The organism is Streptomyces sp. NPDC051576 (assembly GCF_040681835.1).
Lineage (GTDB): Bacteria > Actinomycetota > Actinomycetes > Streptomycetales > Streptomycetaceae > Streptomyces.
The window spans coordinates 157,646-171,889 of record NZ_JBFAZO010000003.1; the positions used below are offsets into that span (position 1 = coordinate 157,646).

Annotated in this window: 14 protein-coding genes; 13 read left to right on the top strand and 1 reads right to left on the bottom strand. The window is 69.5% G+C overall.

Annotation, left to right across the window (positions count from 1 at the left end; all coding sequences use genetic code 11):
* Positions 1 to 356: 356 nt before the first annotated feature.
* The 3 genes from AB0M63_RS10465 to AB0M63_RS10475 all read left to right on the top strand — a co-directional run bounded on the left by AB0M63_RS10465 (position 357) and on the right by AB0M63_RS10475 (position 4,076).
* Entirely contained in the window at positions 357 to 1,793 is a 1,437-nt protein-coding gene (locus AB0M63_RS10465) for a carboxylesterase family protein (RefSeq protein WP_366019101.1), read from the top strand.
* Between the two features lie 103 nt (positions 1,794 to 1,896).
* Positions 1,897 to 2,877 carry a zinc-binding dehydrogenase gene (locus tag AB0M63_RS10470; protein ID WP_366019470.1) on the top strand — a complete coding sequence of 327 codons (981 nt, stop codon included), beginning with the start codon at positions 1,897 to 1,899 and terminating at the stop codon, positions 2,875 to 2,877.
* A gap of 212 nt (positions 2,878 to 3,089) precedes the next feature.
* A complete protein-coding gene (locus AB0M63_RS10475; RefSeq protein ID WP_366019102.1) occupies positions 3,090 to 4,076 on the top strand; it encodes an aldo/keto reductase in 987 nt (328 codons plus the stop codon).
* Between the two features lie 76 nt (positions 4,077 to 4,152).
* On the opposite strand, the gene AB0M63_RS10480 is transcribed toward AB0M63_RS10475, so the two are convergent.
* Entirely contained in the window at positions 4,153 to 5,085 is a 933-nt protein-coding gene (locus AB0M63_RS10480) for an AraC family transcriptional regulator (protein ID WP_366019103.1), read from the bottom strand.
* 120 nt (positions 5,086 to 5,205) lie between these two features.
* Between AB0M63_RS10480 and AB0M63_RS10485 the strand changes: the two genes are divergently transcribed.
* From AB0M63_RS10485 to AB0M63_RS10530, 10 genes are all read left to right on the top strand, one after another.
* Positions 5,206 to 5,601, top strand: coding sequence for an MmcQ/YjbR family DNA-binding protein (locus AB0M63_RS10485; RefSeq protein ID WP_366019104.1), 396 nt, complete (start codon positions 5,206 to 5,208; stop codon positions 5,599 to 5,601).
* Positions 5,598 to 5,966 (top strand): MmcQ/YjbR family DNA-binding protein, encoded by a 369-nt coding sequence (locus AB0M63_RS10490; RefSeq protein ID WP_366019105.1) that lies wholly within the window; start codon positions 5,598 to 5,600, stop codon positions 5,964 to 5,966. The genes AB0M63_RS10485 and AB0M63_RS10490 overlap by 4 nt, the downstream gene beginning before the upstream one ends.
* Before the next feature lie 100 nt (positions 5,967 to 6,066).
* Positions 6,067 to 7,371 carry a replication-associated recombination protein A gene (locus AB0M63_RS10495; protein WP_366019106.1) on the top strand — a complete coding sequence of 435 codons (1,305 nt, stop codon included), beginning with the start codon at positions 6,067 to 6,069 and terminating at the stop codon, positions 7,369 to 7,371.
* Between the two features lie 473 nt (positions 7,372 to 7,844).
* A complete protein-coding gene (gene asnB / locus AB0M63_RS10500) occupies positions 7,845 to 9,668 on the top strand; it encodes an asparagine synthase (glutamine-hydrolyzing) (protein WP_366019107.1) in 1,824 nt (607 codons plus the stop codon).
* A 69-nt stretch (positions 9,669 to 9,737) separates the two neighbouring features.
* Positions 9,738 to 10,958 (top strand): acetyl-CoA C-acyltransferase, encoded by a 1,221-nt coding sequence (locus AB0M63_RS10505; RefSeq protein WP_366019471.1) that lies wholly within the window; start codon positions 9,738 to 9,740, stop codon positions 10,956 to 10,958.
* 501 nt (positions 10,959 to 11,459) lie between these two features.
* Complete coding sequence (locus tag AB0M63_RS10510) at positions 11,460 to 11,690, top strand: hypothetical protein (RefSeq protein WP_067022411.1); 231 nt, start codon at positions 11,460 to 11,462, stop codon at positions 11,688 to 11,690.
* A complete protein-coding gene (locus AB0M63_RS10515) occupies positions 11,668 to 12,180 on the top strand; it encodes a DUF6879 family protein (RefSeq protein WP_366019108.1) in 513 nt (170 codons plus the stop codon). The genes AB0M63_RS10510 and AB0M63_RS10515 overlap by 23 nt, the downstream gene beginning before the upstream one ends.
* 34 nt (positions 12,181 to 12,214) lie before the next feature.
* On the top strand, positions 12,215 to 13,060 hold the full coding sequence (locus AB0M63_RS10520; protein WP_366019109.1) for a helix-turn-helix transcriptional regulator: 846 nt from the start codon (positions 12,215 to 12,217) through the stop codon (positions 13,058 to 13,060).
* Between the two features lie 96 nt (positions 13,061 to 13,156).
* Positions 13,157 to 13,546, top strand: a complete 390-nt coding sequence (locus AB0M63_RS10525) for a hypothetical protein (RefSeq protein ID WP_366019110.1) — start codon at positions 13,157 to 13,159, stop codon at positions 13,544 to 13,546.
* Positions 13,543 to 14,085, top strand: coding sequence for an NUDIX hydrolase (locus AB0M63_RS10530; RefSeq protein ID WP_366019111.1), 543 nt, complete (start codon positions 13,543 to 13,545; stop codon positions 14,083 to 14,085). Before AB0M63_RS10525 ends, AB0M63_RS10530 begins: the two co-directional genes overlap by 4 nt.
* The last annotated feature ends 159 nt before the right edge of the window (positions 14,086 to 14,244 follow it).

Genomic DNA, 14,244 nt, shown 5'->3' on the forward strand with positions numbered 1-14,244 from the left:
GGGAACCGGACCGGTCGCTTCTTTTCTTTCGGGGCATCTCGCCGCCATACGGATCGCGGCCACGCGTCTGGTGTGGCTGTCGGAGATGACCGGACGTACTCCGCCCAGGCCGCGGGCCCAGGCTGATCCGGAGAGGCAAGCGCCCAGCCGGGATCCGGCTGCGCATCCGGGGCGGGAGAGCCGCAGGAGCCGCGGATGGCGAAGTGGAGGAGCGGCGAAGTGTCACCTGGTGACCATCGGGTGGCCGCTGTCCACCGGGCGATGTGTCGGATGCCGGGGAACGATGGGAGCGCGTCACCGCAGCAATCAGCTGCGATATACCGCGCGAACACCCGGACCGCGCCGGAAGGACCGTTATGACCGCCACCGCTCCCAAGGCCCCGACCGCACCAGGGGTGCGGTCCTGGTGGGGAATCCCGTACGCGACTGCCGAGCGATACCGCCGCCCCGTACTGGCGGACTTCGATCCGGACCGCGCCTACGACCGTAAGGGCGTCGTCGCTGTCCAGCCCGACAGCGGCGACTGGCTCGAAGCCGACAGCGGGATGGGTGAGGACTGCCTGAACCTGAACGTGTGGGCTACTGAGCAGCCGGCCGGGGAGGCGCTTCCGGTAGCCGTGTACATCCACGGCGGCGGATTCGAGTTCGGCGCGAACACGCAGATCACCTCGAACGCCGCCGGTCTCGCCGCGTCGGGGCGGGTGGTGGGCGTATCGGTCAACTACCGGCTCGGCGCACTGGGCGCGGTCTCGCTCTCGCAGTACGGCGGACGGCTCGCCGAGGCCAGCAACCTCTGCCTGCAGGACGTCATCGCCGCGCTCACCTGGATCAAGGCGAACATCGCCCACTTCGGCGGCGACCCGGACAATGTCACCGTCTACGGCCACAGCGGCGGCGCCTATTCCACCTTCGGGCTGCTCGGCGCCTCCTCCGCCGACGGCCTCTACCGGCGCCTGGCCGGATTCTCCGCCGGGCCCTCGCGTCTCCAGCCGGCCTGGTGGGCCGAGGAGCTCGCGCACCGGTTCGTCACCGAACTCGGCATCGCGGACAACCCTGAGAAGCTGATCGACCTCGACACATCCGCCCTGGTGGCCGCCCTGCACAAGGTCACCCCGACGGACCTCGGGGTCCGCGGCGGGATGGACAGCAAGAGTCTCGGCGTGGTTCTGGACATCGGGCAGCCGGGCGCGGTGCTGCACGCCCATCCCATGGATGTCCTCGCCTCGGGCGCGCAGCGCGATGTCGATGTCCTGCTGAGCATGGCCAGCGACGACATGGGCTGGTGGGTGGCGAACGACCTCGACCGGTTCGACCCGCACACCGTCGACCGCATCGTCGACGAGGTCGCGGGATGGCGGATTCCCCGCTCCCGCGCCGAGAAGGTCGTCGATGGTTACGACCAGGGCGGCCGCAGCCCGGCCGAGGTGCGCGCCGCGCTCCTGACGGACTACATCTTCGGGCTCCCCGCAGTCCGCGGTGCTCTGGCCCACGCCGCCGCGGGCGGCAACGCCCATCTCCTTCTGGTCGGGCCCGCCGAGGGCGCGCCCGCCGTGCACGGCAGCGAGATGTACGCCCTGGTCGGCCAGGAGAAGCCGGGCCGCAGCGCCGAACAGGCAGAGCGTGACACGCGTATCCGCGACATCGTGCTCGACTTCGTCACCGGCGAGCAGTCCCGTCTGTGGCCCGCCGTCACGGACCGGCCCACCGCGGAGAGCGTCGGCAACCCTCCCTTCGAGGCCGGCGCCCACTACCGGCAGGCACTCGACCTGTGGGAGGGCATCGACCGCCCCTGACGGCCGTCGGGCGATGCGGAACTGCGCGCCCAGAGGGGCGGAACAGCGTGAGGAATTCGATATGAGCCAACCGAGAACAGCCGACGGCGCCGCACCGGCGACCATGCGGGCCGTCGTCGTCACCCGGCCCGGCGGCCTCGACTCGCTGGAGATCAAGGATGTGCCGGTGCCCGTACGCAAGCCCGGCTGGGTGCGGATCAGGGTGAAGGCGTTCGGCGTCAACGAGTCCGAAGTCAGCACCCGCAAGGGCGAGTCGGATGCGGAGGTCACCTACCCGCGTATCCCCGGTATCGAGGGCGTCGGCGTGGTCGATGAGGCCGACGAGGACAGCGGGCTGCGGCCGGGGCAGCAGGCGGCGACCATGATGGGCGGGATGGGCCGCACCTTCGACGGAGCGTACGCCGAATACGTCACCGTCCCGGCCGGCCAGGTGATCCCTTTCACCTCCGACCTGCCCTGGGGTGTTGTCGGCGGCCTGCCGGAGATGTTCCAGACCGCGTACGGCTCCCTCGCCACCGGCCTCGGTCTGCAGGCGGGGCAGACGCTGCTGATCCGCGGCGGCACCTCAACAGTCGGGCTGAGCGCGGCCACGCTCGCGAAGGATCTTGGGGCCACTGTGCTGTCCACGACCCGCAGCCCGGAGCGGGCCGGGGAACTGCGGGCCGCGGGCGTCGACCATCCCCTCGTCGACGACGGCACCCTCGCCGACCAGGTGCGCGCGCTGCTGCCGGACGGCGTCGACGCCGCACTGGAACTGGTGGGCTGCTCGGTCCTCGCCGACACCCTCCGCACCGTCCGCCGCCACGGCACCGTCTGCTTCACCGGAGCCCTGGCAGGCCAGTGGACGATCCCCGACTTCACCCCGTTCATGATCCCCAGCGGGGTGCGGCTGACCAGCTACACGGGCGAGGCCGCCGACCTCCCGGCAGAGGTCTTCGCCCACCAGCTCCAGGCCATCGCCGAAGGGCGACTGAAAGTCCCGGTCGCGAAGGTCTACCACGGCCTGGAACAGGTCCGTGACGCCCAGGCCGACGTCGAGTCCGGCACCACGCCGGGCAAGCATGTCGTCGTCCTCGCCGACTGACCGTCTCCAGGGGCAGCTCGGCGCGCCGTCTGAAACGTGCTGCGGCCCTCGCGGTCCCGGCAGCAGGGCAGGCCGTGCGACCCAGGCCGGGTCTGCGCGGGTTGCGGGGCTCAAGCACCCACACCACCCGACCAAACCGTTTGGTTTGCCGCCGGACGGTGATCGGCGTAGGCTCGGAACCGAACTGTTTGGTTTGATAAGAGGAGATCCACATGCACCAAAGGACACTGGGCACCCAGGGCCTGACCGTCTCGGCGATCGGCTACGGCGCGATGGGCCTGACCATGGCCTACGGCCCCGGTGACGAGGAGGCCGGCATCGCCGCCGTCCGCCGCGCCCACGACCTGGGCGTCACCTTCTTCGACACCGCCGAGCTCTACGGCTGGGGCACGGGCAACAACGAAGTTCTGCTCGGCAAGGCGGTGAAGGACTTCCGCGACGAGGTGGTCCTGGCCACCAAGTTCGGCTTTGCGCAGACCGGGGGCTCTGGCTTTGACTTTGGCCTCAACAGCCGCCCGGACAACATCCGCACGGTCACCGACAACAGCCTGCGCTACCTGGGCGTCGACCAGATCGACGTCCTCTACCAGCACCGCGTCGACCCGCACGTACCGATCGAGGACGTCGCGGGCACCGTCAAGGAGCTCATCGACGCGGGCAAGGTGAAGTACTTCGGCCTCAGCGAGGCCGGCCCGCAGACCATCCGCAAGGCGCACGCCGTCCAGCCGGTCTCGGTCCTGCAGACCGAGTACTCGCTCTTCGAGCGCGACGTCGAGCAGCTCTTCCCGGTCCTGAAGGAGCTCGGCATCGGCTTCGTCCCCTACTCGCCCCTGGGCCGCGGCTTCATCACCGGTACCGCGAAGCCCGCGGGACAGTACGACGCCACCGACATGCGCAACTTCGACCCGCGCTGGCAGCCCGGCAACTTCGAGAAGAACGTCGAAGCCGTGGACCGACTCGGCCGGCTGGCCACCGCCAGGGGCATCACCGTCTCCCAGCTCGCGCTGGCCTGGCTGCTCGCCCAGGGCGAGCACATCGTCCCGATCCCGGGCACCCGCAGCGCCGCCCGCATGGAAGAGAACGCCCTCGCCGCCGACGTCGCCCTCACCGAGGCCGACCTCGCCGCGATCCGCGAGATCCTCCCGGCCGGCGGATTCGGCGCCCGCTACGCCGAAGAGCATGCCCCCAACTGGGTCTGACCCCGCGAGGGACCCGCGAGGGACCCGCGAATCGACCACCGGTCCCGCCGCACGAACATCCGGCGCCCGGCCGCCGTCACGGGTGGGTCGTGTCGCGGGCCGCGTAGGCGGCCGGGGTGAGACCGGTGCGGTCGCGGAAGAAGCGGCCGAAGTTCGCGGGGTCAGTGAAGCCGAGGTGGACGGCCACCGCCCGGGCATCCCACCGGGCACCTCCCAGCAGGCGCCGGGCTTCGAGGAGGCGCCGCTCGTCGATGAGTTCACGCACCCCTTTGCCGGTGGCGTCCCGGGCGGCGCGGCTGAGGGTACGGACCGAGCAGCCGAGCAACTCGGCGTAGTCCGCGGCCTGGTGCAGCTCACGGAAATGCAGCTCCAAGACGTCCAGGAAGCGCCCGTACCTGTCGGCACGGCCCGTGCCGGCCGTAGCCGTGCCGACGGGGAGGATGCCCGGGGAATTGGCCAGGCGCAGCAGCAGCGATTCGAGCAGGCTGCGCCGCAGGGCGTGGTGGACGTCGAGGGGTCGGCGCCCGAGTGCGCGGTGTTCGTCCAGGAGCTGGAGTGCCGTCTGCCGGAGCCAGGCGGCGTCGTCGGGGTGCGGGCTCAGTACGGCAGGGGCCCCGTGCGCGGTGATCGGAGCCAGCAGGCGGGCGAGGTCGGGCCGCAGCACATTCGGTTCGAACAGGATGAATTGGCCGCGGGCCGCGTCGGGCGGATGCCAGCACTGCGCGTGCCCGGGACGCACCCATAGCCACTGGCCGGGGGCGACGGTGTGCGTGACATGGTCGACGTCATGCCGCAGTTCACCCTCGGTGACCGCGATGAGGTAGTGGAAGGTGGCACGGCCCGGACGGGGCGGGTTCCACGGCCAGTCGTCGTGCTGGGCGAAGAAATCCTCGACCGTACTCACCTCAAGGCCGTACGGAGTGCCGACCGGGGGCTGAAAACCGTACAGCGGGACCGCGGCCGGCCCGGCCTGTCCGCTCGGGCTGGGGTGTCGCTTGCCGACCATCACGTGTCCGCAGCCTACCGCCCTCCTTGTCGGCTTCGACGGAAGGATGGGACGTGCCGCCGCGACCGCGCGGCGTGCCCTTCGCCACCGCGCTCCGGCACCCCACGAGGAGGCCCACCGCCCATGAATGGAACGGACCTGCACACGACCGCCGCCGACTGCGCGGAGGAACTCCCCGGAACGGCGCTGGAGCATCCCTTCGGCCCCGACTGGGAGGTATTCAAGGTGCGAGGCAAGGTGTTCATGCTGATGACCGAGGTCCCCGGGCGTCCCGTCGTGATCCTCAAGGCGGACCCCGGCGAAGCCCAGGCCCTGCGGGAGCAGTACAGCCACATCACTCCCGGCTACCACATGAACAAGAAGCACTGGATCACGGTGGAGAGCGGGGACGGCGTCGACAGGGAACTCGTCAGGGAGCTCGTCACCGACTCCTACCTGCTCGTCGTCGCCCACCTGCCCAGGGCCGAGCGACCCGTCGACCCGCGCATTTACGGCACCGGAACGCGGGCGTCCCGGTGAGCGCGGCCGGTGACCGGCTCCAGGACACCGCCCGCCAGGCGGCGCTCGCGCTGCCCGGGACGGGCCACGGTTACCCGTTCACCGAGCACCTGGACGTGTACAAGGTCGCGGGCAAGGTGTTCCTGATCGTCACCGACGACCCGGACGAACAGATCATCACGGTCAAGTGCGAACCCGAACACGCCCACGCGCACGTGCACGGCCACGCCTCGATCACACCGGGCCGCTACATCGACAAACGGCACTGGATCTCCCTGGGGCCGGGACTCGGCATCACCGAGCGGCTGGTCACCGAAGCGGTCGAGGATTCCTACGACCTGGCCGTCGAGCGGCTGCCGCAACGCGACCGCCCCCGTACTCGATGAGCACCCCAAGCACGCCCACGAGCCGCTGATCCCACGCCTGTCAGTGCCCCGTGCAAGGCTCGCCACGTCCGCACACCCCCGCCTGAGATCCGAGAGACCGATGGAACCGACCCTGCCGCTCTTCGACGAGGAGCCCGGCCGGCCACTCGCCGACCGCCTGCGTCCCACCCGGCTGGACGACGTCGTCGGGCAGGACCACCTTCTTGCCCCGGACGCCCCGCTGGGCCGCATGGTCGCCCAGCAGCGCCTCGGCTCCGCCATCCTGTGGGGCCCGCCCGGCGTCGGGAAAACGACCATCGCCCGGCTCCTCGCGGACGGCGGCAACCTCGCCTTCGAACCGGTGTCGGCCACTTTCTCCGGCGTGGCCGATCTGCGCAAGGTCTTCGCCGCCGCACGAAGCCGCCGCGGCATCGGCCAGGGCACCCTGCTGTTCGTCGACGAGATCCACCGCTTCAACCGTGCCCAGCAGGACAGCTTCCTCCCCTACGTCGAGGACGGCACGGTCACGCTGATCGGCGCCACCACGGAGAACCCGAGCTTCGAACTCAACGGCGCTCTGCTCTCCCGCACGCAGGTCCTCGTCCTCAAACGCCTCGACGAAGCCGCCCTGTCCACACTCCTGGACCGCGCCGAACACCTCACCGGCCACCGGCTGCCCCTGGACGACGACGCCCGCAGCGCCCTGATCGCCATGGCCGACGGCGACGGCCGCTACCTCCTCAACATCGCCGAACAGCTCCAGACCCTCCCGGACCCCGGCACCCCCCTGGACACCGCCGCGCTCGCCCACCACATCCAGCAGCGCGCCCCGCTGTACGACAAGGCGCAGGAAGGCCACTACAACCTGATCTCCGCGCTCCACAAGTCGATGCGCGGCTCCGACCCGGACGCGGCCCTGTACTGGCTCGCCCGCATGCTCGACGGCGGCGAGGACCCCCTGTTCATCGCCCGCCGCCTGGTCCGCTTCGCCAACGAGGACATCGGCATCGCCGACCCGCACGCCGTCCAGCAGACGCTCGCCGCCTGGGACGTGTACGAGCGACTCGGCTCCCCCGAGGGCGAGCTGGCGATCGCCCAGGCCGTCGTCTACCTCGCCACCGCCCCCAAGTCCATCAGCGTCTACCGCGGCTTCGACGCCGCACACCGCGCCGCCCGCCGCACCGGCTCACTCATGCCACCCGCCCACATCCTCAACGCCCCGACCCGGCTGATGAAAGACATCGGCTACGGCAAGGACTACCAGTACGACCCCGACACCGCCGAAGGCTTCTCCGGCGCCGACTACTTCCCCGACGGCGTGGACCGCGAGACGTACTACCAGCCCACCCGCAACGGCTACGAATCCCAGGTCAGCGAACGGCTACGCCACTGGGCCGCCCTGCGTGCCCGCCGACCCAACGGCTGACGTCGACACGTGGGCAGCACACAGAGCCAGCACACGGCAAATGTCGTGCACCATCCGCATCCAACATCCCGTCCAACACGATGATCCACGCTACCGACCGCAATGTTGACACCCAATCCAGTCGACGCAGGTCAGCGCGCTGCACACGACCAACTTCGCTGTCGAAGGACACGAACTAATGATTCGCCCAACAATCCGCACTGTCCCGTCTCGCTCGACCTCGGTCCGATCTCGGATGATCTGGCCCGATCCGTTGGGGAAAGCCAGATCGAGCGAGATGGGCATTCGTCCGGGCAGTTCGCTGTGTGAGGGGGTGACCCGGACGCGGCTTGATCGTTTCTGTAGTGGTGGCCGGCGTGCCGTGTCCGGCACCGGGTCTTCACCTTTCGCGTGCGGTGGCCGCGGTGTGGGAGGAGGTCCTGGATCCGGATCGTGCGACACGCCCCCGCGCTGGGGCCGGGGGAGCTTCGACGATGTGTGGGCTGGTCGGCTATGCCGGTTTCGCGGGGCATGTGCCCGACGGCACCGAAGACACCTCGCTCAAGGAGATGACCGAGACCCTGGCGTGCCGGGGGCCGGACGCCTCTGGCGTATGGGCTGAGGGGGCGGCAGGTGTGGGGCACACCCGGCTGGCCGTCGTGGACCTGGTCGGCGGTCGGCAGCCCCTGGTCCTGGCTCGGGGCGGGCGCACGGTACTGGCGGTGGCTTTCACCGGCGAGGTCTACAACCACGCCCAGCTGCGGTCGGAACTGACCGCGGCCGGGCACCGGTTCACCACCCGCAGCGACAGCGAGGTCGTCCTGCACGCCATCGATGCCTGGGGCGAGGGAGCCCCGGCCCGTCTGGAGGGCATGTTCGCCTACGCCGCGTGGGAGCCGGGCCCCAGGCGGCTGACGCTGGTGCGGGACCGGTTCGGGATCAAACCCCTGTGTTACGCGCGCATCGGCGACGCCGTGGTGTTCGGCTCCGAGCCCAAGGCGGTGTTGGCACACCCGGCGATGACCGCACGCCTGGACCTGGACGGGCTGCGGGAACTGCTGCTGTCCGCCCACCCAATGATCAAAACACCCGGGCACAGCGCCTTCGCGGGACTGAACGAGGTCGCGCCGGGCACGGTGGTCACCGTAACCCCCAAGAGTGTGCGCACCTGCCGCTACTGGTCACTGTCCCCGGTCGAGCACCGCGATGACCTGCCCGCCACGGTGGCGCGAGTGCGGGAGTTGCTTCAGGAGGCTGTCGCTGGGCAGTTGTCGGCCGACGTGCCGGTAAGCGTCTTGTTGTCCGGTGGTCTGGACTCCAGCGCGATCGCCGCACTGGCCCGCCCCGCGGCCGGGACACTGCACACCCTGTCGGTGGACCTCGGCAGTCAGGCATCCGACCGGGACACCATGGGGCGCGACCCGGACGGCCCCTACGCCGAGTTGATGGTGCGCCATCTGGGTAGCTCACACCGCCGGGTCCAACTGGACGCGGATCTGCTTGCCGATCCGGACCGGCGCGCCCAGGTCGGCTGGCTGCGCGATGGGCTGACGCTCGGGGACTTCGACACCTCGCTGCTCCAGCTGTACCGCGCGGTGCGCGAGGACTTCCCGGTCACCCTGGCCGGGGACGGGGCGGATGAACTCTTCGGCGGATACCGCTGGTTCACCCCTCAGGCCGCGGCGGCAGAGTCCTTTCCCTGGGAGGGCGTGCTGGACCGCGCGGATCTGACCCGGCTGCTGGAGCCGGCGCTGGCTGCCGCTCTGGACCTGCCCGCATACCGCGCCGAACTCCACCACGCTGCGTGCGCCGAGATCAAGCACCTGCCCGGAACCGCGCCCGCGGAAGCCGCGCTGCGCCGCGACAGCTACCTCAACCTGACCCGGTTCCTGCCCTGCCTGCTGGACCGTGCGGACCGCCTCAGTATGGGCGTGGGCCTGGAGGTGCGGGTGCCGTTCCTGGACCACCGCCTCGTCGAGTACGTCTTCAACACCCCCTGGGACATGAAGACCTTTGACGGCCGCGAGAAGAGCCTGCTGCGTGCCGCCGTTACCGACCTGCTGCCCGAACCGGTCCTGACCCGCAGCAAGAGCCCGTACCCCATGGTCCGCGACCCCGCCTACCGCGCGGCCCTGACCGCACAAGTCGACCGCCTCCTGGCCGAGTCCGGTCCTGCCACCGACCTGCTGGACGTTGCTGCCGTACACAGCCTGCTGCTGGATGCCACCGGCGCGGACCGCTTCCCCCGCGAGGGACTGGAACTCGTCCTGGACCTGGACCACTGGCTGCGCACCCACCGCCCCGCCCTCCACCTCTGACCGCCTCCGCCGCCAAACCGCCCACCCTCCCCGGCCCCGTCGCCGAGACCACAGGACACCGCCATGCCCTTGCAGCACGCCGTGATCACCTCAGCCGTCCGTACCCCCATCGGACGCGCCCACAAGGGCGTTCTGGCCACCGTCCGCCCCGACGACCTGCTCGCCCGCACCGTCGCCGAAGCCCTGGCCCGCACCCCCGGCCTGCAACCGGGCCACGTTCAGGACCTGGTCGTGGGCTGCGCCCTGCCCGGCGGTGAACAAGGCTTCAACATCGCCCGGATCGCCGCTGTCCTGCTCGGCTGGGACCACGTGCCCGGGCTGACCGTCAACCGGTTCTGCACCTCCTCGCTGCAGGCGATCCGCATCGCCGCACAGACGGTGCGCTGCGGCGACGCCGACGTCGTCATCGCCGCCGGAGTCGAGTCACAGTCCCGTCTCACCCACGGCAGTTCCGACACCTGGCCCGGCACCGAGAACCCAGCCTTCCGCACCGCCGGGCAACGCACGATCCGGCGCTCACAAGCCGACGCGGGCCCTTGGAACGACCCGCGCGAACAGGGCGGGCACCCCGACCCCTACATCCCGGTGGGGCTGGCCGCCGAGAACACCGCCGACCTGTACGGCATCACCCGCACCGACATGGACGCCTACGCCGCCCGCTCCCACCACCTCACCCAGCAAGCCCTCGACCAGGGCTTCCACTTCGGCGACATCGTCCCGATCAAGACCCCGGACGGAACTACCGCCACCGCCGACGACTGCCCGCGCACCGGGGTCACCCAACAGAGCCTCGCAGCCCTGCCGCCACGGTTCCGTCCCGACGGCCGCGTCACCGCAGGTAACAGTGCCCCGCTCTCCGACGGAGCCGCAGCCGTCGTCGTCATGTCCGAGACCTACGCCCGTGCCCACGGCCACACCCCGCTCGCCCGCATCCTGGCCACCGCCGTCAGCGCCGGCACCCCCGAGACGGAGGGCCCGGTCCCCGTCGCCGCCACCCGCACCGTCCTGAACAGGGCCGGTCTGACGCTGGCGGACGTCGACACCTTCGCCAGCAACGAACCCTTCGCCGCTCAGATCCTGGCCTACTGCACCGAACTCGGTCTTGATCCCGAGCGCATGAACCCGCACGGTGGCTCGATCGCCCTGGGCGAGCCCTACGGCGCGGCCGGAGCCAGGCTGACCACCACCGCCCTTGCCACCCTGCGCCACGACGACCTCAGCACCGCTCTGATCAGCGTCGTCGCAGCAGGCGGCCAAGGCATGGCACTCCTCCTGGAACGCACCTCGTAGGCCCACGACCTCACAACAGCGACACCGCATCCGTAATCCGTACCACCCAACGAGAATCACCGGCACCGGACCACACGGGTTGAGACAGCGAACAGCATCCGCACTGACGGGGCCAGATCACCTGAGATCTCCGGCAACCGGACGTCTCAGGTGAACTGGTCGCCGCTGGTCAACGCCGCATACGCGGACCAGATCATTTGCGACGGGACACGCACCCATGCGTCCGAGTGCATCGACCAGAGAGTGTCAACTCGATGGGCGCCTTCAGACGTTTCCCGGCCTGGGTTGGTTACTCCTCTCCCGGGCTCAAGAAAAGGCGTACAGCGATCGAATCCGGCCGTCTCTAGGCGCTGCGGCCGGTCCGCTCTTCGCCGCGTCGACTCCGGCGACATAAGGTCAACTTCCGTACGCCTGGCAAGTTTCGGCAAGTTCGTAGCTCCAGGGCGCAGTCGCGGGCAAGCTCTGGCACAGAGATCGTTACCGGCATCCGAGGAGGACATCATGGCCCTGCGCAAGCTCGGTAAGGACCCGGAGAGTCCCAGTGGCGGCTCCCCCACGATCTACCTCGACGAGGAGAAGGACAGCTACCTCGTGCAGGGGCTGAAGGTGGAGGACATCGAGCGCCTCGGGCAGATGGACATCCCCGGCCACGAGTCGGTGGTGGAGATCCCCCGGCGCATGGTGCAGTTCTTCCTGGAGGTGAAGAAGGTTGACGAGGACCCCGACGTTTGAGGAACTGTTCCGCGACTGCCAGAGGACGGCCGTCCATCTGGAGATGCGCGACGCCTACATGAAGTCGGACCCGGCTTTCGTCGACTGGAAGGCCGGCGAGACACTTGATCCCGCCGAGCGTTGGGCCGACTGGCTCACCCTCGTCACGGCCGCGACCTCCCGAGGCGTCGAAGTGCGCCGGGCCCGGATCGTTTCGACGTCTGTCAGCGAGTACATCCGCTTCGAGTACGACGTGACGGACGGACTGAACATCGCCGCCGGCGAAGACGTCCGCTGGCTCTCCCGGCGAAACGCGACGGACCTCGCCCTGCCGGGCAACGACTTCTGGCTCTTCGACTCCAGCCTCGTCCTCGTCAACCACTTCGACGGCGAGGGCGAAAACATGGAAGTGGAGCTCACGGACGACCCGGCGGTCGCGAAGCTCTGCGAGTCGGCCTTCGAGGCCGTGTGGGCGCGGGCGACACCGCACGCAGAGTTCCAGCCGGCCTGACAGCCGACAACCCGAACGGCACCATCGCAGCGACATGACATCGCCATCTTCGAGCGTTCAGGAAGCCCGCCGGGCCCTTGGCAAACGCCTGAGTGAAATCCGGCTCGAAGCCGGGCTCACCAAGCGGGCGTTGGCCGGCAGTCTCGGCTGGCACGAGTCGAAGTGCTCGCGCTTCGAGAGCGGCACGCGTCCGCCCTCGGAGCGCGACCTGCGTGCGTGGGCTGCCGCTTGCGGTGCGGAGAGCGCGGCCGAGGATCTCGTCTCAACGGCCCGCGGCATCGAGGGCATGTACGTCGAGTGGCGCCGCATGGAACGCACCGGCCTGAAGCAGGCCCAGGAGTCCGTCCTCCCTCTGTGGGAACGCACCCAGCGCTTCCGGATCTATTCGCCGTGGCTCATTCCAGGCCCGGTGCAGACAGCGTCGTACATCACCGCGCTGCTCACCTCAATTCGCAACCGTCGCGGGCTCATTGACGACGTGCCGGCGGCCGTCAAGGTGCGCGTGGAGAAGCAGCAGATCGTATACGGCAACCACACGTTCGCGATCCTCCTGGAAGAGGGAGCGCTCCGAAAGCGCATAGGCGGAACGGACGTGATGGCCGGCCAACTCGGCTATCTGCTCAGCGTTATGGCACTTCCCTCGGTGAGCATCGGCATCATCCCCGAGGACGCCGACCGCTCAAGCCTCTGGCCCGTCGAAGGATTCTTCCTGTACGACGACCACACGGTCCACGTCGAACTCGTCTCGGCCCACCTCGCCGTCACGCAGAAGCACGAACTTGCCATGTATGCCCAGACGTTCACGGATCTCGCCGAACTCGCGGTCTACGGCTCGGCGGCGCGCGAAATCATCACGGCAGCCATCGAATCCCTGGGGTGAATGCCGGGCAAGTTCCGGCACACTCGTAGAGCCCCTCCCGCCGCCCTTCCTAGCGTTACTGGCACGGCCGGAAACGCGCACTGAAGGGGCGAGACGGTGATCACTGTGGCAAGTAGCGGCAAGGCATCGAGAGCAACCGGCAGCGCGGGCACGGAAGTTCTCCCCGTCGACGTCGAGACGATTTCGGAAAGCACCGAGGCGGCCCTCTCCATGCAATTGGCCACCTCCACCCGCAAGGACATGGACGCCTCCCTGCCGGAGATCGTCGGACACCTCAACCTTCTGCTCGGTGAGGATCTGGGGGCCGACGAGGACGAGGACGTACGGGAACTGTTCCGCAGGGGATACCGGCTCCTCGACCTGCAGAACCGACCGACCGCAGAGACACCGTCGTTCGGCGCCTTCATCTACCTCCGGGATGCCGCCGACATCACGCGACGGCTCCTGTGGATCTACGCCCAGCGCCACGGGCTCGGTGCCCCGTGAGCGTCAGGGAGGACCAGATCGTCCGGGAGCTGTCCCACTACATCTACGAGCACCCCGACGAGCAAATGGCGCTGATGCCGGTCTACGACGCCGCCCGCGACCACGCACAGCGCGGGACCTGCACCCACAGCCGGCGCTGCCCCCTCGTGACGACGGGCGCGGTCGTCGTCGACGAACGCAACCGGGTCCTGGCCCTGCGGCACGAAGGGACCTTCGCCCTGGCCGAAGCCGAGCCGGAGGAAGAGGACGGTTCGCTCAGCCAGGCCGCCCTGCGTCTGCTGGCCGAGGCCGTCGGCATCCACGAGGTATGGACGGAACCCGACAGCGAGGGCCCCTTCCTGATCGACGTGACCCGAGCGGGACGACACAGGTACGGCCCTCGCCTCCGAATCGGCTTCCGCTACCTCTTCCGGGCCCACTCCGGCGCCGTCGCGCCCAGGGTGATCGAAGCAGGAGCTGCGGCCTGGATCCCCTTCAGGGAGATCCGCATCCCGTCGGTCCGCAACCGCCTTCACAGCCACCTGGTCGGCGTCGCGTGAGCCCACGCAACCAACAACTCGCCTACGTGGCGAGCCTCTTAGCCCTCGGCGGTTCGATCCTCCTAGCCATCTGGAGAGGCTGAATGTACGAGCGCCGCACCACCGGCCCAACTCCTCCGCCCCCCCTGCTCCCCTCGGCACCATCGCCGGTCAGAGGCA

Excerpts from the sequence above, each read along its gene's own strand:
- AB0M63_RS10510 (WP_067022411.1), top strand. The coding sequence starts at position 11,460 with ATGGCCCTGCGCAAGCTCGGTAAGGACCCGGAGAGTCCCAGTGGCGGC.
- asnB (WP_366019107.1), top strand. The coding sequence starts at position 7,845 with ATGTGTGGGCTGGTCGGCTATGCCGGTTTCGCGGGGCATGTGCCCGAC.
- AB0M63_RS10475 (WP_366019102.1), top strand. The coding sequence starts at position 3,090 with ATGCACCAAAGGACACTGGGCACCCAGGGCCTGACCGTCTCGGCGATC.
- AB0M63_RS10520 (WP_366019109.1), top strand. The coding sequence starts at position 12,215 with ATGACATCGCCATCTTCGAGCGTTCAGGAAGCCCGCCGGGCCCTTGGC.
- AB0M63_RS10470 (WP_366019470.1), top strand. The coding sequence starts at position 1,897 with ATGCGGGCCGTCGTCGTCACCCGGCCCGGCGGCCTCGACTCGCTGGAG.
- AB0M63_RS10465 (WP_366019101.1), top strand. The coding sequence starts at position 357 with ATGACCGCCACCGCTCCCAAGGCCCCGACCGCACCAGGGGTGCGGTCC.
- AB0M63_RS10495 (WP_366019106.1), top strand. The coding sequence starts at position 6,067 with ATGGAACCGACCCTGCCGCTCTTCGACGAGGAGCCCGGCCGGCCACTC.
- AB0M63_RS10485 (WP_366019104.1), top strand. The coding sequence starts at position 5,206 with ATGAATGGAACGGACCTGCACACGACCGCCGCCGACTGCGCGGAGGAA.